Consider the following 25,816-nt stretch of genomic DNA (forward strand, 5'->3'; position numbering starts at 1 on the left):
TTTGTGCTGCTCAGCTTTTTTTCAGCTTGATGACAGTATCCGCATCAGGTGTGACAAAGACGGTATGCTGGCTGTCATAAGTCACGAAGCCTGGCTTTGAGCCGTTCGGCTTTTTGACATGCCTGATTTTTGTATAATCAACAGGCACAGAACTTGAATCTTTTGCTTTTGAAAAATAAGCTGCGATTGTGGCGGCTTCTATAATTGTTTGTTCATCAGGCTCGCTGCTTCTGATGACGACATGGGAGCCCGGAATATCCTTCGTGTGAAGCCATATGTCGTCTCTGGCTGCTGCTTTGGTCGTTAAATACTCGTTTTGGCGGTTGTTTTTGCCGACTAAAATAGTGATACCGGAAGAGGATTCGTATGTTTCTAAAACAGGGTTGTTCTGTTTTTGTTTTTTCTGTCCTTTTTGCTGCTTAGGACGTAAATATTTCCCCTCCACAAGCTCTTCTCTGATTTCACTGATATCACGCGGAGAAGCGGACGACAGCTGCTGAATCAGCTGGTCGAAGTATTCAATTTCTTGCTGTGCCAGCCTGATCTGTTCTTCGACAACGGCAACTGAGTTTTTCGCCTTCTGATACTTAGTGAAATAGGCCTGCGCATTCTCTGAAGGCGTTTTGTTCGGATTCAGCGGGATGGTAATTGTCGGATTTTCCTCATCATAGTAGTTGATGACTTCAGCCTGTTTGTCGCCTTTTTTCATCATATATAAATTTGCAGTCAGCAGCTCCCCGTAAAGCTGAAATTCCTTAGCGTTTTCCGAATACTCCAGTGTTTTTTCCAGTTTTTTGATTTTGTTGGCGTTCTTTTTCCGTTCATTCACAACAAACCGCTCAAGATCCTGGGCCTGCTGTTTAACCCGGTCCCGCTCAGCTTTTCCGAAATAAAAGCGGTCCAGCAGCTCACTTAATGAATCGAAGCGGCGTGCTTCTCCTTTAAGGTGAGTCAGCTCCAGCAGATAAAAATAATCCTTCCCGTTAACAGTCGTAATGTTAGGGATAAAGCGGTGCTCCCTTACCTCTCTAAAGAGCTCCAGCAGCGCTGTTGGAAGTGTTACTTTGTTGGCAAGGCCCGCTCTGTGGACAGCTTCTTTTGCGAACAGCGGAGAAACACCGGAAAAATGGTCAACAATTTGTTTATCTAGCCGCCCTTCTTGAAAACTGAGATGACGCAAAATGTCGTCTTCAGTTGCTTCAAGCGGCGGGATCTTATCCTGGGCCGGCGGAAGCTTATAATCGTAGCCCGGCAGTACGGTACGGTAGCTGTTCATTGACGGGGATAAATGTTTCAGCCCGTCGATGATCGCATTTTCCTCTCCGTCCGTCAGAATGATATTGCTGTGGCGACCCATAATTTCGACATAAAGCTTTCGATGCGTTTCATCACCGATTTCATTGCGGCTTTTAATATGAAAAATCATAATGCGGTCAAGCCCTGCCTGTTCAATTTTTTCAATAAATCCGCCTTCAATATGCTTTCTCAGCAGCATGCAAAACATCGGTGGTTCACTCGGGTTTTCATACGTTTGGGCCGTGATATGCACCCGTGAATAGCTTGGGTGTGCCGATAATAAAAGTTTTTGGTTCTTTCCATTGGCACGGATGTGAAAAATCACATCGTGCTTATAAGGCTGATGGACTTTCGTGATCCGTCCGCCCGTTATTCGCTCGTTCAGTTCGTGTGTCATTCCGTATGTAAACATGCCATCAAACGACATATATAATACACCCTCTCATTCTTCCTGCATTCGATAATTATAGCATGAAATGGGACGAGTCAGAATAAGCATGCTTATAGAGTGATATCTCTATAAGAGAGCAGGGGAGTGGACGAGCGGAATGAAGTTTCATGAAATGGGACAAACAGATTTATTAGAGGCAACAAATACGTCCATGAAACAAGGATTAACTGAAAAAGAGGTGAAAAAACGCCTCGACAAGCATGGGCCAAACGAGCTTCAAGAAGGGAAAAAAACATCAGCGCTTATTTTGTTTTTAGCCCAGTTTAAAGATTTTATGGTGCTTGTGCTGCTTGCGGCAACACTCATTTCAGGGTTTCTTGGTGAATATGTGGATGCGGTTGCGATTATTGCGATTGTGTTTGTGAATGGCATACTTGGGTTTTTTCAAGAACGGCGTGCAGAGCAATCTCTTCAGGCATTAAAAGAGCTGTCAACTCCTCATGTGATGGCGCTCAGGGAAGGAAGCTGGACAAAGATTCCTTCTAAAGAACTGGTGCCGGGCGACATTGTGAAGTTTACAAGCGGCGACCGGATTGGAGCAGATGTCCGGATTGTCGAAGCGAAAAGCCTGGAAATTGAAGAATCAGCGTTAACCGGAGAGTCAATCCCGGTTGTGAAACATGCGGATAAATTGAAAAAACCCGATGTGTCGCTGGGGGATATTACGAATATGGCCTTTATGGGAACCATCGTCACCCGCGGCAGCGGTGTGGGTGTTGTCGTCGGTACAGGAATGAACACGGCTATGGGGAAAATCGCTGACATGCTTGAATCGGCGGGAACTCTGTCGACCCCGCTGCAAAGAAGGCTCGAGCAGCTCGGAAAAATTTTAATTGTTGTCGCTTTGCTGCTCACCGTACTCGTTGTCGCTGTCGGCGTGATCCAGGGACACGATCTGTACAGTATGTTTTTAGCCGGTGTCTCACTAGCGGTAGCCGCCATTCCAGAAGGGCTTCCAGCCATTGTAACAGTAGCGCTGTCATTGGGTGTACAGCGTATGATCAAGCAAAAATCAATCGTGAGAAAGCTTCCAGCGGTTGAGACGCTTGGGTGTGCCTCTATTATTTGTTCAGATAAAACAGGAACGATGACGCAAAACAAAATGACGGTCACACATGTATGGTCCGGAGGAAAAACATGGAGAGTGTCGGGCACGGGTTACGATCCGAAAGGAGGCTTCACACTGAACGATAAAGAGGTCAGTGTGAATAAGCATAAGCCGCTTGAGCAAATGCTGTTATTCGGCGCGCTTTGTAACAACTCGAATATTGAGAAAAGAAACGGTGACTATGTGCTTGACGGAGATCCGACAGAGGGGGCGCTGCTCACTGCGGCAAGAAAAGGCGGCTTTTCAAAGGAGTTTGTGGAATCTCATTACCGGGTGGTTGAGGAGTTTCCGTTTGATTCAGCACGAAAAATGATGACCGTCATTGTAGAGGATCAGGACAAAAAGCGCTATATCATTACGAAAGGCGCGCCGGATGTCCTGATGCAGCGGTCCAACCGTATTTATTATGACGGCTCTGCCGCCCCTTTCTCAAATGAGAGAAAAGCAGAAACAGAGGCAGTATTACGGCAGCTGGCTTCCCAGGCGCTCCGGACGATTGCTGTTGCCTATAGACCGGTAAAAGCAGGGGAAACACCGTCAATGGAGCAGGCGGAAAAAGATCTGACAATGCTTGGCCTTTCAGGCATCATTGATCCGCCGCGGCCTGAAGTCAGACAGGCGATTAAAGAATGCCGTGAAGCGGGAATTAAGACCGTCATGATTACAGGGGATCATGTTGAGACAGCAAAAGCTATAGCGAAAGATTTGCGTCTCCTCCCGAAAAACGGAAAAATCATGGACGGCCAGATGCTGAATGAGCTTTCACAAGAAGAACTTTCTGACGTAGTGGAGGATGTGTATGTGTTTGCCCGCGTTTCTCCTGAGCACAAATTGAAAATTGTTAAAGCGTATCAGGAAAACGGACATATCGTTGCGATGACAGGAGACGGCGTCAATGACGCTCCCGCTATCAAACAGGCTGACATTGGCGTTGCCATGGGGATTACAGGAACGGATGTGGCGAAGGAAGCATCATCCCTCATTCTCGTAGATGATAATTTTGCAACCATCAAATCGGCGATTAAAGAAGGCAGAAATATTTATGAAAATATTAGAAAATTTATCCGATACCTGCTGGCTTCTAACGTAGGAGAAATTCTGGTCATGCTTTTCGCCATGCTGCTTGCCCTTCCGTTGCCGCTCGTGCCGATTCAGATTTTGTGGGTCAACTTGGTGACAGATGGATTGCCGGCGATGGCGCTCGGCATGGATCAGCCGGAAGGTGACGTTATGAAGCGGAAGCCGCGTCACCCGAAAGAAGGGGTGTTTGCCCGCAAGCTTGGATGGAAGGTGGTCTCCAGAGGATTTTTAATTGGTGCTGCTACAATTTTGGCTTTTATCATCGTGTATCACCGCAATCCTGAGAATTTGTCTTATGCTCAGACAATTGCGTTTGCGACGTTGGTGCTGGCTCAGCTTATTCACGTATTTGACTGCCGGAGTGAAACTTCTGTTTTTTCCAGAAATCCGTTTGAAAACTTGTATCTGATCGGCGCTGTATTGTCATCGATTTTACTGATGCTGGTGGTTATTTATTACCCGCCGCTCCAGCCGATTTTCCATACGGTTGCCATCACGCCGGGAGACTGGATGCTTGTCATCGGCATGTCGGCCATCCCTACTTTTTTGCTGGCGGGGTCACTTTTGACAAGAAAAAAATAAATTCATATGATATAATCTTAGGGGTAATAGCATGTCTATTGCCCTTTTATTTTGAGAACAGGGAAGAAATTAGGTGTTTTATTTATGATACGGAGTATGACAGGCTTCGGCAGTGCAAGCAAAACACAAGATGATCTCTCTGTAAGCGTTGAACTTAAATCTGTGAATTACAGGTTTAAAGAAGTGAACGCTCGTTTGCCAAGGCCTTTGCTATATTTAGAAGATAAGCTGAAACAGACGATTCTGCAGTACATACAGCGCGGAAGAATTGAGCTTTTCGTCTCCGTTGACAGTGATATGCTCGTAGAGAGAAGGCTTGACATTGATTGGCCGCTGCTCGATGAGTTTGTCGCAGCTGCAGAGGATATGAAAAAGCGATATCAATTGTCCGCAGAGCCTGATGTCATGGACTTCTTCAAGCTTGAACATGTCGTCCAGATTCATGAGGAGCAGACACAAAGCGAAAAGCTTGAGGAGTTAATAACAGCTGCTGCAGAGGAAGCTGTAAAAGGACTCTGTGAGATGCGCGAAAAAGAGGGGCTGCTTCTAGCCAAAGACTGTCTGATGCATATTGACCAGCTTGAAGAGCTGGCCGAAAAGACCGAATCTTTGGCAGCCGATGCGGTATCTCGTTACAGGGAACGGCTTTACGCCAGAATAAAGGAATGGACCGAAGACGTGTTGGATGAGAGCCGGCTGGTTACAGAATGCGCTATTTTTGCAGATCGCTCTGATATTACAGAAGAGATTACAAGGCTGAAGAGCCACTTCGCTCAGTTTCGTGATATATTAGCTGAAGGCGGAGCTGTCGGGCGCAAACTCGACTTTCTTGTCCAAGAGCTGAATCGGGAAGCAAATACAATCGGCTCAAAAGCAAATGATCACCAGATCACAAAGCTTGTCGTCGAAATGAAAAGTTCTATTGAAAAAATAAAAGAACAAGTGCAAAATATAGAATAGTAACTGTGCGTATTGTTTACAGACGGACTTGCTAGGTTAAACTAGAGACGTCTATTTTACAGGGGGAACGTAGAAGATGACGATTAAACTGATTAATATCGGATTTGGCAATATTATCTCCGCCAATCGGATGATTTCGATTGTCAGCCCGGAGTCTGCGCCAATCAAACGGATGATCCAGGATGCAAGAGACCGCGGAATGCTAATTGACGCTACATACGGACGAAGAACCCGTGCAGTTGTCGTCATGGATAGTGATCACATTATCTTATCTGCCGTCCAGCCTGAGACAGTTGCACACAGACTTTCTGTTAAAGAAGAAATTATGGATGAAGGGCAGGGGTAATTGCCGCATGAAAGAAAGAGGGTTATTAATCGTTCTCTCAGGTCCCTCAGGAGTTGGTAAAGGAACGGTTCGGCAAGCGATTTTTTCGCAGGAAGACACAAAATTCGAGTATTCGATTTCAGTAACAACGAGAAACCCGCGTGAGGGCGAAGTGAACGGAGTCGATTATTTTTTCAAAACGAGAGAAGAATTCGAGCAAATGATTGCAGACAATAAGCTGCTTGAATGGGCAGAATATGTCGGCAATTATTACGGCACTCCGGTCGATTATGTTGAACAGACGCTCCAAGAAGGAAAAGACGTCTTTTTAGAAATCGAAGTTCAAGGCGCTCTTCAAGTGAGAAATGCTTTCCCGGAAGGCTTGTTTATTTTCCTTGCGCCTCCAAGTCTTTCTGAACTGAAGAACAGAATTGTGACAAGAGGAACGGAAACAGATGCTCTGATTGAAAATCGCATGAAAGCCGCCAAAGCTGAGATCGAAATGATGGACGCATATGATTACGTTGTGGAAAATGATAATATCGAAACGGCTTGCGACAAAATCAAAGCAATCGTTCTCGCGGAACATTTGAAGCGTGAGCGCGTTGCACCAAGATATAAGAAAATGCTGGAGGTTGAATAACTGATGTTAGATCCGTCAATTGACTCATTAATGAATAAATTGGATTCAAAATACACGCTCGTAACCGTTTCTGCTAGACGCGCGCGTGAAATGCAAATCAAAAAAGACCAGATGATTGAACATACGATTTCACACAAATATGTAGGCAAAGCTTTAGAAGAAATTGATGCAGGCCTGCTTTCGTTTGAAAAGGAAGACCGCGAATAGTAGCACAAGTAGCAACCTATATCATGTAGGTTGTTATTTTTTTCCGTGCTGTTTTTATATTGCAGAGGGGGAGAAGTCATTGCTGAACAATCGAAATGTGTTACTTTGCGTGAGCGGAGGCATCGCTGTTTATAAAGCCTGTGCGCTGACAAGCAAACTGGTGCAGGCGGGGGCAAATGTTAAAGTCATTATGACTGAATCTGCGTGCCAGTTCGTATCACCGCTGACATTTCAGGCATTGAGCCGCCATGAAGTATATACAGATACATTTAAAGAACAAAATCCAAGCGTCATCTCTCATATAGACGCAGCTGACTGGGCCGACCTGATTATCGTAGCGCCGGCTACGGCCAATGTGATTGGTAAATTGGCCAACGGCATTGCAGATGATATGCTGACAACAACCTTGTTAGCGGCAACAGCTCCGGTATGGATTGCGCCCGCCATGAATGTGCATATGTATGATCATCCGGCAGTCAAACGCAATATTTCTGTCCTATATCAGGATGGTTTTCGTTTTATTGAGCCGAGCGAGGGCTATTTAGCATGCGGTTACGTCGGAAAAGGAAGATTGGAAGAACCCGAAAACATCGTGAAGCTTGCGGAAAAGCATTTTGCAGAGGAAAAAACCGCGCCTTTAGAAGGGAAACATGTTGTGATCACAGCAGGCCCGACACGGGAGGCAGTTGATCCTGTACGTTTTTTTACGAATAAATCGACGGGTAAAATGGGATACGCATTAGCTGAGGCTGCGGTGCGACTCGGTGCAAACGTGACCTTGATCTCAGGGCCGGTTTCGCTTGATGTCCCTAAAGGGCTTTCACAGTTTATCCCGGTCCAATCGGCTGCGGACATGCGCGATGCAGTGCTCTCTGTGTATGAAGGAAGCGACGTCGTCATTAAAACAGCTGCTGTTGCCGATTTTACGCCAAAAACAGTATTTGACCAAAAAATGAAAAAGCAAGACGGCGGAATGACCCTTGAATTAAAAAGAACAGTCGATATCTTAAAAGAATTGGGCGAGAAAAAACAGCATCAGCTGTTAGTCGGTTTTGCTGCTGAGACACAAGATGTGGAACATTACGCCCGCCAAAAGCTTTCTGCCAAAAATCTTGACATGATTGTGGCGAATGATGTGAAAGCGGCAGGGGCCGGTTTTGGTGCTGATACGAATATTGTGACGCTCTTTTTCAAAGACGGGCGCAAACGCGAGCTTCCGAAGATGTCTAAGCTCGATGTTTCTTTTGACATTTTTGAAGAAATCGCAGCGCTCTTAAAACAAACCGGAGAGCCCTCATGAATTTTGCCGAAGTCATCGTAGATGTCAGCACCAAAAATATAGACAGGCCGTTTGATTACAAAATCCCAGACCATCTTAAAGGTATGATCAAAACGGGAATGAGGGTCATTGTTCCGTTTGGCCCCCGTAAAATTCAAGGGTTTGTGACAGCTGTCAAAGATACGTCTGATCTCTCAGGTAAATCTGTCAAAGAAGTGGAGGATTTATTAGATCTTACGCCTGTTTTGACAGAAGAGCTGATGAATTTGTCGTCATGGCTGTCAGACAAAACGCTGTCTTTTAAGATTACGGCGCTTCAAGCGATGCTGCCTGCCGCATTAAAGGCAAAATATGAAAAAGAGCTGAAGATTGCGGAAGGTGCGGATATCCCGCCGCAGGTAGAACGGCTGTTTTCTGAAACAAAGAGCTTGCTGTATTCCGATATACCTGATCACGATACGCTGAAAATCATCCAGAAGCAGATTCAAAAAGGCCATATCGATGTAACTTATAAAGTGGCGCAAAAAGCGAACAAAAAAATGGTCAGGTATATTCAGGCCAATGCCGGTAAAGAAGAGCTCTCCAAGCAGGCTGAGGGTTTATCCCGACAAGCGGCCAAACAGCAGGCGATCCTGCACTTTTTCATGACGGAACCGGAAGGCACGAAAATACCTGCTGCGGAGCTGTGCAAAAAAACAGACGCAAGCTCGGCCACCATCAAGACTCTGATTCAAAAGGGGCTTCTGAAAGAAACCTATGAAGAGGTTTACAGAGACCCCTATCAGGACAAAATGTTCAAAAAAACAGAACCGCTGCCGCTGACAGACGAGCAGAGCGCGGCCTTTCAGCCGATACGACGGACCTTAGACAACAATGAACATCAGGTGTTTCTCCTGCACGGAGTGACGGGAAGCGGCAAAACGGAAATTTATCTCCAATCGATTGAAAAAGTGCTTGCTAAAGGAAAAGAAGCCATCGTACTTGTACCGGAAATATCGTTAACGCCGCAAATGGTTCATCGCTTTAAAGGGCGTTTTGGCTCTCAGGTAGCCGTGATGCACAGCGGGTTATCCACTGGTGAAAAGTATGACGAGTGGCGCAAAATCCACCGCAAGGAAGTGCGGCTTGTCGTGGGGGCGAGGTCCGCTATTTTTACCCCGTTTGAAAATCTCGGGATGATTATCATCGATGAGGAGCATGAATCGTCCTATAAACAAGAGGAAATGCCGCGATACCATGCAAAAGAAGTAGCGATCAAGCGGGCGGAGCACCACCGCTGTCCGGTGGTGTTAGGTAGTGCTACACCGACGTTAGAGTCATATGCACGGGCGCAAAAAGGAGTGTACGAGCTGCTTTCGCTGAAACACCGCGTCAATCACCAAGTGATGCCTGAGGTTTCGCTTGTGGATATGAGAGAGGAGCTCAGAAACGGCAATCGCTCTATGTTTTCAATAGAATTGATGGAAAAGCTTGAAGAAACCATTGCCAAGGGTGAACAGGCTGTGCTGTTTTTAAATAAAAGGGGCTATTCCTCCTTTGTGATGTGCAGGGACTGCGGTTATGTTCCGCAATGCCCTCACTGCGACATTTCCATGACATATCACCGTTCCGGCCAGAGGATGAAATGCCATTATTGCGGACATGAAGAACCTGTTCCGCATACTTGTCCCGAATGCGGAAGCGATCATATCCGTTTTTTCGGAACGGGAACACAAAGAGTAGAAGAAGAATTAACAAAGGTGCTGCCACATGCAAGAGTCATACGGATGGATGTTGATACGACCTCTCGGAAAGGTGCCCATGAAAAATTATTGTCTGCTTTCGGAGAAGGCAAAGCAGATATACTTCTTGGAACGCAAATGATTGCGAAAGGGCTTGATTTTCCGAATGTGACACTTGTCGGAGTCTTAAGCGCTGACACAACACTGCACATTCCTGATTTCAGATCTGCCGAAAAAACGTTTCAGCTGCTAACGCAAGTCAGCGGCCGCGCGGGAAGACATGAAAAACCCGGCAATGTCATTATTCAAACGTACACACCGTCCCATTACAGCATCCAGCTGACGAAAACGCATGATTATGAAACGTTTTATCAGCAAGAAATGGCACACAGGAGGGAGCAATCTTACCCGCCGTATTACTATTTGGCTCTTGTGACGGTTTCTCACGAGGAAGTGGCGAAAGCGGCTGTAACGGCTGAGAAAATCGCACACTTTCTGAAAGCAAACTGCGGGGCAGATACGAAAATACTCGGTCCAAGCGCATCGCCGATCGCCAGGATCAAAGATAGATATCGCTATCAATGCGTGATAAAATACAAACAGGAAACCCAGATATCAGCTTTATTGAAGAAGATACTGGAACATTATAAACGCGAAATTGAACAAAAGCATGTAATGATTTCAATTGATATGAATCCTTATATGATGATGTAAGATCTCACGTCTTGGAGGGTAATGAATTGGCAGTGAAAAAGGTCGTCACACATCCCGCGGAGGTTTTGGAAACGCCTGCGGAAACCGTGACTGTTTTTGATAAAAAGCTAAAAAAACTGCTTGATGATATGTACGATACCATGCTTGAAATGGATGGAGTCGGACTGGCAGCGCCGCAAATCGGTATTTTAAAAAGAGCGGCTGTTGTTGATATCGGAGAGGAAAGCGGCAGAATTGACCTTGTGAATCCGGAAATTCTTGAACAAAGCGGCGAGCAAACCGGAGTTGAAGGATGCTTGAGTTTTCCTCGCATCTATGGAGAGGTCACGCGTGCCGATTATGTGAAAGTGCGGGCGTATAACCGTCAAGGAAAACCGTTCATTCTTGAAGCGAGAGGCTTTTTCGCGAGAGCCGTGCAGCATGAAATGGACCACTTGGACGGTGTGCTGTTCACATCAAAAATAAGCAAATATTATACAGAAGATGAACTAGCGGATATGGAAGGATGATTTGATGACGAGAATCGTGTTTATGGGAACACCCGATTTTTCAGTTCCTGTTTTAAGAACCCTGATAGATGACGGATATGAAGTAGTGGGGGTCGTCACGCAGCCTGACCGTCCGAAGGGCAGAAAAAAAGTGCTCACGCCTCCGCCTGTAAAGGAAGAAGCTTTACGTCACGGCATCCCGGTTCTTCAGCCTGAAAAAGTCAGACTGACAGAAGAAATAGAAAAGGTGCTGGCGTTACAACCGGATCTTATTGTGACGGCAGCGTTTGGGCAAATTCTGCCTAAAGAGCTACTCGACAGCCCTAAGTACGGATGCATTAATGTTCATGCGTCTCTTTTGCCTGAACTGAGAGGCGGGGCCCCTATCCATTATTCCATTCTCCAAGGTAAGAAAAAAACCGGAGTTACCATTATGTACATGGTGGAAAAATTAGATGCAGGCGATATGATTTCAAAAGTGGAAGTAGACATTGAAGAAACCGACAATGTCGGAACCCTGCACGATAAATTAAGCGTTGCTGGCGCAAAGCTTTTGTCTGAAACAGTTCCTCAAGTCATAGCCGGCGACATATCACCTGAAAAGCAGGATGACGAGAAAGCGACGTATGCGCCAAACATTAAAAGAGAACAAGAGCTGATTGACTGGTCCAGAGCGGGAGAAGAGCTCTATAACCAAGTTCGAGGTTTAAACCCATGGCCTGTTGCCTATACGACTTTAAATGGTCAAAATCTGAAAGTGTGGGCAGCGAAGAAAACAGCTGCGCCGGCAAAAGCTGAACCCGGCACAGTCATTGCTATTGAAAAAGAAGGAATCATCGTCGCCACAGGAAACGATACGGCACTGTTATTAACGGAGCTGCAGCCTGCCGGCAAAAAACGCATGCGAGGCGAAGACTTTGTCCGTGGCGCTCATGTTGAGACAGGTGATATGTTAGGAGTGCACAATGAAAACAAATAGCGTTCGCGATATTGCGCTGGAGGCGCTGGTCAAATTAGAACAAAATCAGTCATACAGTAACCTGCTCCTGAAATCGGTTATTAAATCTAATAAACTGAGCGATCAAGACCGCGGGCTTTTGACTGAACTGGTGTACGGTACATTGCAAAACAAAATCGCGCTGGATTATATGCTCAAGCCGTTTATCAACAAGCCGCAAAAGGTGAAGCCGTGGGTTATCCAGCTTCTCCGCCTGTCCTTATATCAAATGGAATATTTAGAGAAAATTCCCGACCGGGCAGTCATCCATGAAGCGGTAGAGATTGCTAAAAACCGCGGACATAAAGGCATTGCCTCATTTGTCAACGGCGTGCTTCGCTCTATTCAGCGCGAAGGAGTCCCTTCCTTTGACGCCATCGAAGATCCTGTTCTCAGGCTTGCGACAGAAACAAGCCATCCCGAATGGCTCGTGAAAGAGTGGGTAGCCGCATACGGATTTGATGCGGCTGAAAAGATTTGCCGCATCCATCTCATTCCGCCTAAGCAAACGCTGCGTGTCAACCAAATGAAAACGGACAGAGCGGAGATACTTGATCAAATGGCAGCTGAAGGAATCGAAGCGGAAAAAGGTGATCTCGCCGAGGACGCTGTGAAGCTTGTAAAGGGAACTATTGCCGGAACTCACTTCTTCCAGACAGGCGAAGTGTCCATCCAGGATGAAAGCTCCATGCTGGTTGCCCGGGCCCTTGACCCTAAGCCAGGTGAAACGGTGCTTGATGCGTGCGCAGCGCCGGGCGGAAAGTCAGCCCATATCGCTGAATTAATGGAGAACAAGGGAAGTGTGACATCGCTTGATCTTCACAAACATAAGGTGAAGCTGATCAAAGAAGCGTCAGAACGGCTTGGACTTTCCATTATTGATGCGAAAACAATGGACGCGAGAAAAGCGGGAGAAACATTTGAAAGTGAACAGTTTGACCGTATTTTGGTTGACGCTCCATGCTCAGGCTTTGGCGTGATCAGAAGAAAGCCGGATATGAAATACACCAAAACCCCGAATGACAGCTCCCGACTTGCTGAAATCCAGCTGTCTATCTTAAGGGAAATTGCGCCATTAGTAAAAAAAGGTGGCACTCTTGTCTACAGTACGTGTACAATGGATCGGACAGAAAATGAAGAAGTTATCCATGCGTTTATACAAGAACATCCTGATTTTGAACCCGATTTGTCTCTTGAAAAGCGGCTGCCCGAAAAGGCGAGACCCTTTGTTCGGGATGGAAGGCTTCAAATCCTTCCGCATTATTTCGGAACAGATGGTTTCTTTATTTGCAGCATGAGAAAGAAGGGATAAGCAATGACAGAATTAAAAAAAACAAAGATCAGAAAAGAATTGCGGACAGAACGTCCTTCGATTTATTCTTTTGAATTAGACGAAATCAAACAATGGCTGACAGACAACGGGGAGAAACCGTTCCGCGCGGCACAGATTTTTGAATGGCTATACGAAAAACGAGTAACTTCTTTTGATGAAATGACAAACCTATCAAAGGAACTGCGTGAGAAATTAAACACTCATTTTGTATTAACGACGCTGAAAACGGCTGTTAAACAAACTTCTCAAGACGGTACGATGAAGTTTTTATTCGAGCTTCACGATGGTTATACAATCGAAACTGTTTTAATGAGACACGAGTATGGTAATTCTGTATGTGTAACGACACAAGTCGGCTGCCGCATTGGATGCACATTCTGTGCGTCAACGCTCGGCGGTTTAAAACGAAATCTTGAAGCAGGTGAAATTGTCGCTCAAGTGGTGAAAGTTCAAAAAGCGCTAGATGAAACGGATGAACGCGTCAGCTCTGTCGTTATCATGGGAATCGGCGAACCATTTGATAACTTTAACGAAATGCTTGCCTTTTTAAAAATCATTAACCATGATAAGGGACTGAATATCGGCGCTCGCCATATTACTGTTTCTACAAGCGGAATCATCCCGAAAATTTACGAATTCGCTGATCAGCAAATGCAGATTAACTTTGCGATTTCTCTGCACGCGCCAAATACAGAAATCAGAAGCCGTTTGATGCCGATTAACAGAGCGTACAAGCTCCCTGATTTAATGGAAGCCGTTAAATATTACATTAATAAAACGGGACGCCGGATCAGCTTTGAATACGGTCTGTTCGGTGGCGTAAATGACCAGGTTGAGCACGCTGAAGAGCTTGCAGACTTGCTGGAAGGCGTAAAATGCCACGTGAACTTGATCCCGGTAAACTATGTGCCTGAACGGGATTATGTCCGCACACCGCGTGAGCAGATTTTTGCTTTTGAGAAAACGCTGAAATCCCGCGGAGTAAATGTCACGATCCGAAGAGAGCAAGGCCATGACATTGACGCAGCCTGCGGTCAGCTTCGCGCGAAGGAGCGTCAAGACGAGACGAGGTGATGAGGGTTGTTAACAGCCTTAAAAACAGATACAGGGAAAATCCGCCAGCATAATGAAGATGATGCGGGTATTTTTAAGGGGAAAGACGATTTTGTATTAGCGGTTGTCGCTGATGGCATGGGCGGCCATCTTGCTGGAGATGTTGCAAGCAAGATGGCTGTGAAAGCCATGGGAGAGAAATGGAATGAGTCAGATACGATTCCTGCGGCGCCGTCAGAATGTGAAAAGTGGCTCATTGAACAGATTCTCGCGGTAAACAGCAAGATTTACGATCATGCCCAAGCGCACGAAGAATGCCAAGGCATGGGAACAACCATTGTATGCGCTCTTTTTACAGGTAAAACGGTTTCCGTTGCCCATATAGGCGACAGCAGATGCTATTTGCTCCAGGACGATCTCTTCGTTCAGGTGACAGAGGATCATTCTCTGGTGAATGAACTGGTTCGCACCGGCGAAATCTCAAGAGAAGATGCTGAGCATCATCCACGCAAAAATGTGCTGACGAAGGCGCTCGGAACAGATCAATCTGTCAGTATTGACGCACGTTCTTTTGAAATTGAACCCGGAGACAAACTCCTTTTATGTTCTGATGGACTGACGAATAAAGTGGAAGTCACTGAATTAAAAGACATCCTGCAAAGCGATTCAGCTCCTCAGGAAAAAGTAAACCTGCTTGTGGACAAAGCCAATGAGAATGGCGGGGAAGACAATATTACAGCAGTGTTGCTTGAGCTTGCTTTACATGTTGAAGAGGGTGAAGATCAGTGCTAATCGGCAAGCGAATCAGCGGGCGTTACCAGATTCTCCGTGTCATAGGCGGCGGGGGAATGGCCAACGTTTATTTAGCTGAGGACATTATTCTTGATCGTGAAGTCGCAATCAAAATCCTGCGGTTTGACTATGTGAATGACAATGAGTTTATTAGGCGTTTTCGTAGAGAAGCCCATTCGGCCTCAAGCCTTGATCACCCGAATATTGTCAGCATTTATGATTTGGGCGAGGAAGATGATATTTACTATATTGTCATGGAATACGTAGAGGGCATGACGCTAAAAGAATACATAACAGCAAACGGGCCGCTTCACCCCAAAGAAGCGCTCAGCATCATGGAGCAAATTGTTTCAGCCATTGCCCATGCCCACCAAAATCATATTGTCCACAGGGATATTAAACCGCATAACATTTTGATCGATCATATGGGCAATATCAAAGTAACGGATTTTGGAATTGCGACTGCACTGACTTCGACAACAATCACCCACACCAATTCTGTGCTGGGCTCAGTCCATTATTTATCCCCCGAACAGGCGCGGGGCGGCCTGGCCACAAAAAAATCAGATATTTATGCGCTTGGGATTGTCTTATTTGAGCTGTTAACCGGCCGAATCCCATTTGATGGTGAATCGGCTGTCAGTATCGCCTTAAAGCATCTTCAGGCTGAAACCCCTTCAGCGAAAAGGTGGAATCCCTCAGTACCCCAAAGCGTTGAAAACATCATATTAAAGGCAACCGCCAAAGATCCTTTTCACCGCTATGAAACTGCTGAAGATATGGAAGAAGATATTCGAACAGCTTTTGACGCTGACAGGCTCAACGAGAAGAAATTTACGATTCAAGATGATGAAGAAATGACGAAAGCGATTCCGATTATTAAGGATGAAGAGCTTGCAAAAGCTTCTCATGATAAAGAAGCTGACATGACATTTCCTCAAGAAACCCAAACAAAGAAAAAAGCAAAGAGAAAAAAATGGCCGTGGATACTGCTCACCATATGCCTGGTTTTTATCACGGCAGGAGTTCTAGCCGTCACTGTTTTTCCTTCTCTTTTTATGCCTAAGGATGTCAAAATACCTGATGTAGCAGGGATGGAATATGAAAAAGCGGCAGATCTTCTAGAAAAAGAAGGTTTGCAGGTAGATTCAGACGTATTGGAAATCTCAGATGAGAAGATCGAAGAAGGCCTGATGGTCAAAACCGATCCTAAAGCCGAGTCCACTGTTAAAGAAGGAGCAACGGTTACGCTTTATAAGAGCTCAGGTAAAGCAAAAAAGCAGATCGGTGATGTGACGGGCCAATCAGTCGACAAGGCAAAAAAAGTGTTAAAGGAACAGGGCTTTAAAAATGTAACGGTGGATGAAGTAAATGATGAGAAAGACGCCGGCACTGTCATAGATCAGAATCCGTCAGCAGGGACCGAGCTTGTGCCGGACGAAGATCAAATTAAGCTCACAGTCAGCATCGGGCCGGAAGATATTACGCTCAGAGACTTAAAAACATACAGTAAAGAAGCGGCCTCGGGATATCTGGAAGATAACGGGCTCAAACTGGTGGAAAAAGAAGCGTACTCAGATGACGTTCCGGAAGGACAGGTTGTCAAACAAAAACCGGCAGCAGGAACGGCGCTAAAGCCGGGAAATGAGGTCGAAGTGACATTCTCTCTCGGACCTGAGAAGAAGCCGGCGAAAACAGTGAAAGAAAAAGTCAAGATTCCATATGAGCCGGAAAACGAAAGGGACGAGCTTGAGGTGCAAATCGCGATTGACGACGCCGATCACAGCATTTCTGACACTTACGAACATTTTAAGATTAAAGAGCCCGTAGAACGGACGATCGAATTGAAGATTGAACCTGGCCAAAAAGGGTACTATCAAGTGATGGTAAATAATAAAGTCGTCAGCTACAAAACAATTGAGTATCCGAAAGATGAATAACAAGGAGGGAAAATATGCCTGAGGGCAAAATTATTAAAGCGCTAAGCGGCTTTTATTACGTACTGGATGAATCAGACGGTTCAAATAATGAAAAAGTTATACAATGCAGAGGAAGAGGTATTTTCAGAAAAAATAAAATCACCCCTTTGGTCGGTGATTATGTTGTTTATCAAGCTGAAAATAATAAAGAAGGATACCTTCTAGAGATTAAAGAAAGAACCAATGAACTTATCAGGCCGCCGATCTGCAACGTTGATCAAGCGGTGCTTGTTTTCTCGGCGGTGCAGCCATCTTTCAGCACAGCATTGCTCGACCGTTTCTTGGTTCTCGTAGAAGCGAATGACATCCAGCCGATTATTTGTATTACAAAAATGGATTTAATTGAAGATCAACATACACAAAAACGCATTCAAGCGTATGCTGAAGACTACCGGAACATTGGCTATGACGTATATCTTACCTCTTCTATGGACCAAGACAGCTTAACGGAGATCGTCCCGCATTTCCGCGACAAAACAACAGTCTTTGCCGGCCAGTCGGGGGTTGGGAAATCCTCGCTTCTCAACGCGATCAGCCCGGAGCTGGGTTTGAGAACAAACGAAATTTCCGAGCATTTAGGCCGCGGGAAGCACACAACCCGCCATGTGGAACTTATACACACGTCCGGAGGTCTGGTTGCGGATACGCCGGGTTTCAGCTCTCTTGAGTTTACAGACATTGAAGAAGGAGAGCTGGGCTTCACATTCCCTGACATCAGAGAAAAAAGCGCATCGTGCAAATTCAGAGGATGTCTGCATTTGAAAGAGCCGAAATGTGCAGTCAAACAAGCCGTTGAAGAAGGGGAATTAAAGCAGTACCGCTACGACCATTATGTTGAATTTATCACAGAGATCAAAGATAGAAAGCCGAGGTATTAGATCATGGTAAAGGTTGCACCTTCTATTCTTTCCGCTGATTTTGCCGCTTTAGGCAAAGAAATTCTAGATGTAGAAAAAGGCGGAGCCGATTACATTCATGTTGATGTCATGGACGGCCATTTTGTCCCGAATATCACGATTGGACCGCTGATTGTAGAAGCCATTCGTCCGGTGACGAAACTGCCGCTGGATGTACATTTAATGATTGAAGAGCCGGATCGTTATATCCCGGCTTTCGCAAAAGCTGGTGCCGATATCCTGTCTGTACATGCTGAAGCCTGTCCGCACCTTCACCGGACAATCCAGCTTATAAAAGAGCAGGGTGTAAAAGCCGGAGTTGTCCTGAATCCGCATACACCTGTTCAGATAATTGAGCATATTTTTGAAGAACTTGATCTTGTTCTCTTAATGACGGTGAACCCTGGTTTTGGCGGACAGAAATTTATTCATTCTGTTCTTCCGAAAATAAAAGAAGTGAAACGTATGGCAGAGGAAAAAGGGAAACATGATCTGCTGATTGAAGTGGACGGCGGCGTCAACAAAGAAACAGCCCCGCTAGTCATCGAAGCGGGCGCAAACTTACTTGTTGCCGGTTCTGCTGTTTATGGCCAAACTGACTACGAAAAAGCTATTTCTGAGATAAGGGGAAGCAAATAAGCAGCACGAAAAAGAGCCGGGCGCATCTAGCCTGAGCTCTTTTTCCTGTATCCAGAAGCAGAAAGGAAAAAGAGATGAGAAAAATCAATATCGTTGCAGGAGGCCCAAAAGATTTAATCCCTGACCTGACTGATTATATGGCTGATGACACGATCTGGGTCGGGGTTGACAAAGGAACGGTCACGCTTTTAAATGCCGGTATCATTCCTGATGAAGCCTTCGGAGATTTTGACAGCATTACAGAGCATGAACGCCGGCAAATCGAAAAAGCCTCGCCCGCTCTCCATGTGTATCAGGCAGAAAAAGATCAAACTGACTTAGACCTTGCTCTTGATTGGGCCCTGGACAAGCAGCCGGATATGATTCAGATCTTCGGTATTACAGGCGGCAGAGCAGATCACTTTTTAGGAAATATTCAGCTGCTGTACAGAGGAGTAAAAACAACTTCGAAAATGAAGCTTATAGACAAACAGAATGATATTCAGATGTTCTCTCCAGGCGAATATTCTCTTCTTATCGATCAAAACAAACGATATATCTCCTTCATTCCATTTACAGAAGAAGTGGATGAGCTGACTCTCATCGGTTTTAAATATCCGCTAAATAAGTGTCATATTACGCTTGGTTCAACACTATGTATTAGTAACGAACTCATTCATTCACGAGGTACTTTTTCGTTTACGAAAGGCATATTAATAATGGTAAGAAGCACGGATTAGCTTGTGCTTTCACTCATTTGTTGAAATTAATGAACCTTAAAGTGATGAACAGGCGGTTACGGGACTTATAGGAGGGGACAAAAATGAAATTTTACACCATTAAATTGCCGAAGTTTTTAGGAGGAATTGTCCGGGCGATGCTGGGCTCATTTAGAAAAGATTAAAGCCCAGGGGTTCACAGCCCTCTTTCACCACATAAAAACGCCTGCCACATATCAGGGCAGGCGTTCATTTTGTTATACACGCTCAACTTTACCGGATTTCAAAGCTCGAGCAGATACATATACTTTTTTAGGTTTTCCGTTCACAAGGATACGAACCTTTTGAAGATTCGCGCCCCAAGTGCGCTTAGAAGCGTTCATTGCGTGAGAACGGTTATTCCCAGCTGTTGTTTTTTTACCTGTGATAACGCATTTACGTGCCATTTGTTTCCCTCCTCACTTGCACAAAACATCTACTTTTTCACTTTCATATGTTCTTAGATGCTTTCGATATGGATACTTTAAATAATTTACCACAGCTAAAAAACGTTTGCAACTATTGTTTCATCATCTTTCAAGAAAATTCACTTGACATCTTGCACAAACAGCGGCGCTATAGTATATGTAAAGAGACGTGCAGCGATTGCCGCGTCTTTTCTTTTCATAATGGAGTTCATATAGTAGAATAGCTGTAACTCTATGCATTCGAAGGAGGAACTAGTGTGTCCATTGAATTAAGAACGAAATACGGGCAGATTGATATATCGAATGATGTCATTGCAATGGTTGCCGGAGGAGCTGCGATTGACTGTTACGGCATTGTTGGAATGGCCTCTAAAAACCAAATTAAAGACGGACTGACTGAAATCCTTCGGAAAGAGAATTTCAGCAGAGGTGTTCAAGTTCGCCAAGAAGCAGAACAGATACATATTGACATGTATATCATTGTCAGCTACGGCACAAAAATTTCTGAAGTGGCACATAACGTCCAAACAAAAGTAAAGTACACAGTAAATCAAACAGTCGGACTTGCAGTGGATTCTGTCAATATTTATGTCCAAGGGGTACGAGTGACGAACCCGTAGTTAGGAGGAGTAGGATTGTCTATCAGAACATTAGACGGCAAAACCTTTGCCGAGATGATTCTTGCAGGAGCACAGAATCTGTCTCAAAACGCGAGTGCGGTTGACGCGCTCAACGTGTTTCCGGTGCCGGACGGTGATACGGGAACAAACATGAACCTGTCGATGACTTCCGGGGCAAGAGAAGTGGAGCATTTGGAGACAAGTGATATCGGTAAAGTGGGCTCCGCGTTATCTAAAGGATTGCTCATGGGGGCAAGAGGGAATTCAGGAGTCATCCTGTCCCAATTGTTCCGAGGATTCAGTAAAAGCATCGAAACAAAAAAAGAAATTAATGCAAAAGAGTTTGCCGCCGCGCTGCAAGCCGGTGTGGATATGGCTTACAAAGCTGTCATGAAACCTGTGGAGGGTACCATTTTAACTGTTGCAAAAGATGCTGCGAAACAAGCGGTGGCCTTGGCGGAAAAAGAAACCGATATCATTGCGCTGATGACTTCTGTGACAAAGGAAGCTGAGGCATCCTTAAACCGGACACCAGAATTGCTGCCTGTCTTGAAGGAAGTTGGTGTCGTTGACAGCGGGGGCAAAGGCCTGCTTTGTGTGTATGAAGGCTTTCTCGCTTCATTAAAAGGAGAGACCGTTCCTGAGAAAACCGTTCTCCCGTCACTTGATGACATGGTTAGCGCGGAGCATCATAAGAGCGCGCAGAGTATGATGAACACGGAAGATATTGAATTCGGTTTCTGTACAGAAGTGATGGTAAGGCTCGATCAGAATAAAAGAGAATTCGATGAAGGCACATTCAGAAATGACCTCAGCCAATTTGGGGATTCTCTTTTGGTTATTGCAGACGAGTCTCTGGCGAAGGTTCATATTCATGCAGAAGAGCCGGGAAACGTGTTAAACTATGCCCAAAACTACGGTGAATTAATAAAAATCAAAATTGAAAACATGAGAGAGCAGCACACTTCCATCATCAGCCAGGACAGCGAGCCTGCTCACAGTGAGAAAGCGGCAAAGCAGCCGTACGGCATTGTGACTGTTGCAATGGGAGAAGGCATTTCTGATCTATTCAAAAGCATTGGCGCTTCCGTTGTGATTGAAGGCGGCCAGACGATGAATCCGAGCACTGAGGATATTGTCGAAGCTGTAAGGTCTGTAAATGCTGAAGCTGTGTTTATCTTACCGAATAACTCCAACATTATCATGGCTGCCAATCAAGCTGCAAGTGTGATGGGTGATAGGGTTTTTGTCATTCCTGCCAAAACGGTTCCGCAAGGGATGTCAGCACTGCTGGCATTTAATCCGGATCAAGAACCTGAAGCAAATGAAGCCAATATGCTAAGTGCGATTCAGCAAGTAAAAAGCGGACAGGTGACATACTCAGTCAGAGATACTCATATTGACGGCAAAGACATTAAAAAAGGCGACTTTATGGGAATTCTGAATGGAACGATTATCGGCACTGCTGAAGATCAGCTGTCAGCCGCGAAAATGCTGCTGTCAGAAATGATCGGAGAAGAGGACGAAATTGTCACTATCCTATATGGTGAGGATGCATCCCAGGAAGAAGCTGAGGAGCTTGAAGCGTATCTCAGTGAAAAGTACGAGGAGATTGAGGTTGAAATCCACAACGGAAAACAGCCGCTGTATTCGTATATCGTTTCTGCAGAATAGAAGGGCAAATTGCCCTTCTATTCTTATGTCTGCTTTTAAGTGCGGCAGCGCTGTAACGCGCCCGCTTGCCATTTTATATCCGATCAATTAGTCTAGAAGCAAAGCCGCTTATAAGCTCTGTTTCATAAGGAGGAATAGCATGAAATACAGAAGCGTTTTTGATATTATCGGCCCGGTTATGATCGGTCCGTCCAGTTCGCATACAGCAGGAGCGGCGAGAATCGGGAGAGTGGCCAGAAGTTTATTTGGCAGGGAGCCTGAGCGCATCGTTGTGTCCTTTTACGGCTCTTTTGCTGAAACATATAAGGGTCACGGCACAGATGTGGCGATCATCGGCGGTCTGCTTGATTTTGATACATTTGACGAACGGATTAAAACCGCTATACAAATTGCAGAAGATAAAGGAATTGATATAGAGTTTCGAGTCGAAGACGCTGTTCCGGTTCATCCGAACACAGCTCGAATCAGTATTTCTGATGGTAAGGGAGAACTTGAACTGACAGGAATTTCAATAGGCGGAGGAAAAATTGAAATCACAGAATTAAACGGCTTTGAGCTCCGTCTGTCTGGAAACCACCCTGCCATTCTAGTTGTTCATAATGACAAGTTTGGCACCATTGCAGGTGTTGCCAATGTCCTTGCGAAATTCTCAATCAACGTTGGCCATATGGAAGTTGCCCGCAAGGATATTGGGCAGCTTGCGCTGATGACAATAGAGGTCGATCAGAATATTGACGACCACGTTCTCGACGAGCTGTCGAAGCTGCCGAACATTATTCAAGTGACAAAGATTGCTGACTAGCGAAGGGTCAGGAGGAGCCAGTTATGTTTCGTAATGTAAAGGAATTAATTGAAATTACCAAAGAAAAGCAGATATTGATCTCTGATGTAATGATCGCTCAAGAGATGGAAGTAACAGAAAAAACAAAAGAAGAGATTTTTCAGCAGATGGATCACAATCTGACTGTTATGGAAGCGGCGGTTCAAAAAGGGCTTGAAGGGGTTACGAGTCAAACAGGCCTGACCGGCGGCGATGCAGTTAAAATGCAAGCCTATATTCGATCTGGAAAAAGCTTATCGGGACCGCTGATTTTAGATGCAGTATCGAAAGCTGTCGCAACAAATGAAGTAAATGCAGCCATGGGAACAATCTGTGCGACACCGACTGCCGGATCTGCGGGTGTAGTGCCGGGTACGTTATTTGCCGTGAAAGAGAAGCTGAACCCGACAAGAGAACAAATGATCCGCTTTTTATTTACGGCTGGAGCTTTCGGTTTTGTCGTAGCAAATAATGCAAGTATTTCCGGTGCTGCCGGCGGGTGTCAGGCGGAGGTAGGATCTGCCTCGGGCATGGCAGCTGCGGCAATTGTTGAAATGGCAGGCGGAACACCTGAGCAAAGTGCGGAGGCCATGGCTATTACATTAAAAAATATGCTCGGCCTTGTGTGCGATCCTGTTGCGGGTCTTGTTGAAGTGCCTTGTGTGAAGCGGAATGCAATGGGCGCTTCCAACGCGATGATTGCTGCTGATATGGCATTGGCAGGCATTACAAGCCGGATTCCATGTGACGAGGTCATCGATGCAATGTATAAAATCGGCCAAACGATGCCCACTGCACTTAGAGAAACAGGCCAGGGCGGTTTAGCGGCAACCCCGACGGGAAGAGAATTAGAGAAAAAAATATTCGGAGGAGCGCTGGGTTCAAGTGAAACAACATCAGCAAACTAGTATAGCCAACATTAAGGGCATTGGGCCGGAAACAGAAAAAACATTAAATGAACTCGGTATTTATGACATTTCTGATCTTCTGAATTATTTCCCTTATCGCTATGATGACTACGAGCTGAGGGATTTAGAAGAAGTAAAGCATGATGAAAGAGTCACAGTTGAAGGGAAGGTTCATTCAGAGCCTTCTCTTACCTATTACGGAAAAAAACGAAACAGGCTGACATTTCGCCTTCTTGTCGGCCATTATTTAATCACCGCCGTTTGTTTTAATCGTCCTTATTTAAAGAAAAAGATTTCGCTGGGATCTGTCGTGACGATTTCCGGTAAATGGGACAAGCACCGTCAGACCATTTCTGTTCAGGAATTGAAAAATGGGCCGCATCAAGAGGATAAGAGCATTGAACCAGTCTATTCCGTGAAAGAAAATGTCACCGTCAAAATGATGAGACGTTTTATTCAGCACGGGCTGACCCAATATGCGGACTCAATACCTGACCCTCTTCCAGAAAATCTTAAAATCCGCTATAAGCTACCGGACTATCATCAGGCGTTAAAAGCGATGCACCAGCCAGAAACAAGAGAGGCATTAAAGCTGGCCAGGCGCCGGTTCGTTTACGAAGAATTTTTATTATTTCAGTTGAAAATGCAAGCGTTCCGAAAGGCGGAAAGAGAGCAGTCACAAGGGATACGGCAGCGTTTTTCAAACGAAGAACTCATGAAATTTGTCAAAAGCCTCCCGTTTCCCCTCACCAACGCCCAGTCCCGCGTGCTTCGCGAAATAACAGCAGACATGTCTTCTCCATACAGAATGAACCGCCTTCTTCAAGGGGACGTCGGATCAGGAAAAACGGCAATCGCTGCCATCGCGCTTTATGCCGCAATCTTATCCGGCTATCAGGGAGCGCTTATGGTTCCGACAGAAATTCTGGCTGAACAGCATGCTGATTCGCTTGTTTCACTGTTTGAAAAGTGGGATATCAATGTCGCCCTTCTGACAAGCTCTGTAAAAGGAAAGCGCCGAAGAGAATTGCTTGAGCGGCTTGCTGAGGGAGAGATTGATATCCTTGTAGGAACCCACGCTTTAATTCAGGATGAGGTCGAGTTTAAAGCGCTAAGTCTTGTCATCACGGATGAGCAGCATCGATTTGGAGTTGAACAGCGGAAGAAGCTTCGGAACAAAGGGCAGGATCCCGATGTTCTCTTTATGACAGCCACTCCGATTCCGAGAACCCTCGCGATCACTGTTTTTGGTGAAATGGATGTCTCCGTCATTGATGAAATGCCGGCGGGGCGCAAAAAAATCGAAACCTATTGGGTGAAGCATGACATGCTGGACCGCATTCTGGCATTCGTCGAAAAAGAATTAAAGCAGGGCAGACAGGCGTATATTATCTGTCCGCTGATCGAAGAATCAGACAAGCTTGATGTGCAAAACGCCATAGACGTATACAATATGCTCTCTGAGGTGTTTCGAGGAACATGGAACGTCGGCCTTATGCACGGAAAACTGCATCCCGATGAAAAAGATCAGGTGATGAGGGAATTCAGCGCGAATACGTGTCAAATTCTCGTATCAACCACTGTTGTTGAAGTCGGGGTGAATGTCCCGAATGCAACGATTATGGTCATTTACGACGCCGATCGCTTTGGCTTATCCCAGCTTCACCAGCTGCGCGGCCGTGTCGGCCGCGGCGAGCATCAATCCTACTGCATTCTTATGGCTGATCCGAAATCAGAAACAGGAAAAGAACGTATGAGAATCATGTCGGAAACCAATGACGGCTTTGAACTGTCTGAAAAGGATTTGGAACTGAGAGGCCCAGGGGATTTCTTTGGAAAAAAACAAAGCGGAATGCCTGAGTTTAAGGTGGCGGACATGGTTCATGATTACAGAGCGCTTGAAACGGCAAGGCAGGACGCTGCAAATCTTGTGGCTTCGGAAGTGTTCTGGAAGGACCCTGAATATGGGGCGCTAAGAGAGCATTTGCTGAAAAGCGGAGTCATGGATGGGGAAAAATTGAGCTGAGGTAAGAAGTTTTTGGTGTTCAGCCAGAAACAATCATTGCATTCCAATCTATGAAATTAT

24 protein-coding genes are annotated in these 25,816 nt (G+C 45.5%); 22 read left to right on the forward strand and 2 right to left on the reverse strand.

Features of this window, described 5'->3' with window-relative positions:
• Window positions 1–10 precede the first annotated feature (10 nt).
• A complete protein-coding gene (gene rqcH, locus HC660_RS08510) occupies window positions 11–1,723 on the reverse strand; it encodes a tRNA modification protein RqcH (protein WP_168747780.1) in 1,713 nt (570 codons plus the stop codon).
• A 121-nt stretch (window positions 1,724–1,844) separates the two neighbouring features.
• On the opposite strand from rqcH, the gene HC660_RS08515 reads away from it, so the two are divergent.
• From HC660_RS08515 to spoVM, 17 genes are all read left to right on the forward strand, one after another.
• Window positions 1,845–4,517: a calcium-translocating P-type ATPase, SERCA-type gene (locus tag HC660_RS08515; RefSeq protein WP_029441247.1), complete on the forward strand. Its 2,673-nt coding sequence runs from the start codon at window positions 1,845–1,847 to the stop codon at window positions 4,515–4,517.
• Window positions 4,518–4,601: 84 nt separating this feature from the next.
• Window positions 4,602–5,477 (forward strand): YicC/YloC family endoribonuclease, encoded by an 876-nt coding sequence (locus HC660_RS08520; protein ID WP_127695255.1) that lies wholly within the window; start codon window positions 4,602–4,604, stop codon window positions 5,475–5,477.
• 76 nt (window positions 5,478–5,553) lie between these two features.
• The gene (remA, locus tag HC660_RS08525; protein WP_003154355.1) at window positions 5,554–5,823 is read left to right on the forward strand and encodes an extracellular matrix/biofilm regulator RemA; all 270 of its coding nucleotides are present in this window, start codon (window positions 5,554–5,556) and stop codon (window positions 5,821–5,823) included.
• 7 nt (window positions 5,824–5,830) lie between these two features.
• Window positions 5,831–6,445, forward strand: a complete 615-nt coding sequence (gene gmk / locus HC660_RS08530; protein WP_168747782.1) for a guanylate kinase — start codon at window positions 5,831–5,833, stop codon at window positions 6,443–6,445.
• Between the two features lie 3 nt (window positions 6,446–6,448).
• Entirely contained in the window at window positions 6,449–6,652 is a 204-nt protein-coding gene (rpoZ, locus tag HC660_RS08535; protein WP_003221520.1) for a DNA-directed RNA polymerase subunit omega, read from the forward strand.
• Window positions 6,653–6,731: 79 nt separating this feature from the next.
• Entirely contained in the window at window positions 6,732–7,952 is a 1,221-nt protein-coding gene (gene coaBC / locus HC660_RS08540) for a bifunctional phosphopantothenoylcysteine decarboxylase/phosphopantothenate--cysteine ligase CoaBC (protein ID WP_168747784.1), read from the forward strand.
• Complete coding sequence (gene priA / locus HC660_RS08545) at window positions 7,949–10,366, forward strand: primosomal protein N' (protein ID WP_168747785.1); 2,418 nt, start codon at window positions 7,949–7,951, stop codon at window positions 10,364–10,366. Before coaBC ends, priA begins: the two co-directional genes overlap by 4 nt.
• 26 nt (window positions 10,367–10,392) lie before the next feature.
• Window positions 10,393–10,875 (forward strand): peptide deformylase, encoded by a 483-nt coding sequence (def, locus tag HC660_RS08550; protein ID WP_168747787.1) that lies wholly within the window; start codon window positions 10,393–10,395, stop codon window positions 10,873–10,875.
• A gap of 4 nt (window positions 10,876–10,879) precedes the next feature.
• Window positions 10,880–11,833 carry a methionyl-tRNA formyltransferase gene (fmt, locus tag HC660_RS08555; RefSeq protein ID WP_024121359.1) on the forward strand — a complete coding sequence of 318 codons (954 nt, stop codon included), beginning with the start codon at window positions 10,880–10,882 and terminating at the stop codon, window positions 11,831–11,833.
• On the forward strand, window positions 11,820–13,163 hold the full coding sequence (rsmB, locus tag HC660_RS08560; protein ID WP_168747789.1) for a 16S rRNA (cytosine(967)-C(5))-methyltransferase RsmB: 1,344 nt from the start codon (window positions 11,820–11,822) through the stop codon (window positions 13,161–13,163). The genes fmt and rsmB overlap by 14 nt, the downstream gene beginning before the upstream one ends.
• 3 nt (window positions 13,164–13,166) lie before the next feature.
• Window positions 13,167–14,258 carry a dual-specificity RNA methyltransferase RlmN gene (gene rlmN / locus HC660_RS08565; protein WP_029441251.1) on the forward strand — a complete coding sequence of 364 codons (1,092 nt, stop codon included), beginning with the start codon at window positions 13,167–13,169 and terminating at the stop codon, window positions 14,256–14,258.
• Between the two features lie 6 nt (window positions 14,259–14,264).
• A complete protein-coding gene (prpC, locus tag HC660_RS08570) occupies window positions 14,265–15,029 on the forward strand; it encodes a protein-serine/threonine phosphatase PrpC (RefSeq protein ID WP_010334207.1) in 765 nt (254 codons plus the stop codon).
• A complete protein-coding gene (gene pknB / locus HC660_RS08575) occupies window positions 15,023–16,969 on the forward strand; it encodes a Stk1 family PASTA domain-containing Ser/Thr kinase (protein ID WP_168747791.1) in 1,947 nt (648 codons plus the stop codon). The genes prpC and pknB overlap by 7 nt, the downstream gene beginning before the upstream one ends.
• A gap of 14 nt (window positions 16,970–16,983) precedes the next feature.
• Window positions 16,984–17,886, forward strand: coding sequence for a ribosome small subunit-dependent GTPase A (gene rsgA, locus HC660_RS08580; RefSeq protein WP_168747793.1), 903 nt, complete (start codon window positions 16,984–16,986; stop codon window positions 17,884–17,886).
• A gap of 3 nt (window positions 17,887–17,889) precedes the next feature.
• Window positions 17,890–18,543 (forward strand): ribulose-phosphate 3-epimerase, encoded by a 654-nt coding sequence (gene rpe / locus HC660_RS08585; protein WP_168747795.1) that lies wholly within the window; start codon window positions 17,890–17,892, stop codon window positions 18,541–18,543.
• Between the two features lie 74 nt (window positions 18,544–18,617).
• Window positions 18,618–19,262 carry a thiamine diphosphokinase gene (locus HC660_RS08590; protein ID WP_168747796.1) on the forward strand — a complete coding sequence of 215 codons (645 nt, stop codon included), beginning with the start codon at window positions 18,618–18,620 and terminating at the stop codon, window positions 19,260–19,262.
• A gap of 83 nt (window positions 19,263–19,345) precedes the next feature.
• Window positions 19,346–19,426 carry a stage V sporulation protein SpoVM gene (spoVM, locus tag HC660_RS08595; protein ID WP_003221545.1) on the forward strand — a complete coding sequence of 27 codons (81 nt, stop codon included), beginning with the start codon at window positions 19,346–19,348 and terminating at the stop codon, window positions 19,424–19,426.
• 72 nt (window positions 19,427–19,498) lie between these two features.
• Here spoVM and rpmB read toward each other — a convergent pair whose 3' ends face one another.
• Window positions 19,499–19,687, reverse strand: a complete 189-nt coding sequence (gene rpmB / locus HC660_RS08600) for a 50S ribosomal protein L28 (RefSeq protein WP_003221548.1) — start codon at window positions 19,685–19,687, stop codon at window positions 19,499–19,501.
• A gap of 278 nt (window positions 19,688–19,965) precedes the next feature.
• On the opposite strand from rpmB, the gene HC660_RS08605 reads away from it, so the two are divergent.
• The 5 genes from HC660_RS08605 (at window position 19,966) to recG (ending at window position 25,756) form a co-directional block, all read left to right on the forward strand.
• Window positions 19,966–20,328, forward strand: coding sequence for an Asp23/Gls24 family envelope stress response protein (locus HC660_RS08605; protein WP_010334211.1), 363 nt, complete (start codon window positions 19,966–19,968; stop codon window positions 20,326–20,328).
• 15 nt (window positions 20,329–20,343) lie between these two features.
• Window positions 20,344–22,002 carry a DAK2 domain-containing protein gene (locus tag HC660_RS08610; protein WP_168747798.1) on the forward strand — a complete coding sequence of 553 codons (1,659 nt, stop codon included), beginning with the start codon at window positions 20,344–20,346 and terminating at the stop codon, window positions 22,000–22,002.
• Window positions 22,003–22,141: 139 nt separating this feature from the next.
• Window positions 22,142–22,804, forward strand: a complete 663-nt coding sequence (gene sdaAB / locus HC660_RS08615) for an L-serine ammonia-lyase, iron-sulfur-dependent subunit beta (RefSeq protein ID WP_010334213.1) — start codon at window positions 22,142–22,144, stop codon at window positions 22,802–22,804.
• A gap of 23 nt (window positions 22,805–22,827) precedes the next feature.
• The gene (gene sdaAA / locus HC660_RS08620; RefSeq protein ID WP_029441254.1) at window positions 22,828–23,730 is read left to right on the forward strand and encodes an L-serine ammonia-lyase, iron-sulfur-dependent, subunit alpha; all 903 of its coding nucleotides are present in this window, start codon (window positions 22,828–22,830) and stop codon (window positions 23,728–23,730) included.
• Entirely contained in the window at window positions 23,708–25,756 is a 2,049-nt protein-coding gene (recG, locus tag HC660_RS08625) for an ATP-dependent DNA helicase RecG (RefSeq protein ID WP_010334214.1), read from the forward strand. The genes sdaAA and recG overlap by 23 nt, the downstream gene beginning before the upstream one ends.
• Window positions 25,757–25,816 lie beyond the last annotated feature (60 nt).

The sequence above is a fragment of the Bacillus mojavensis genome, assembly GCF_012648005.1.
Taxonomy (GTDB): domain Bacteria; phylum Bacillota; class Bacilli; order Bacillales; family Bacillaceae; genus Bacillus; species Bacillus mojavensis.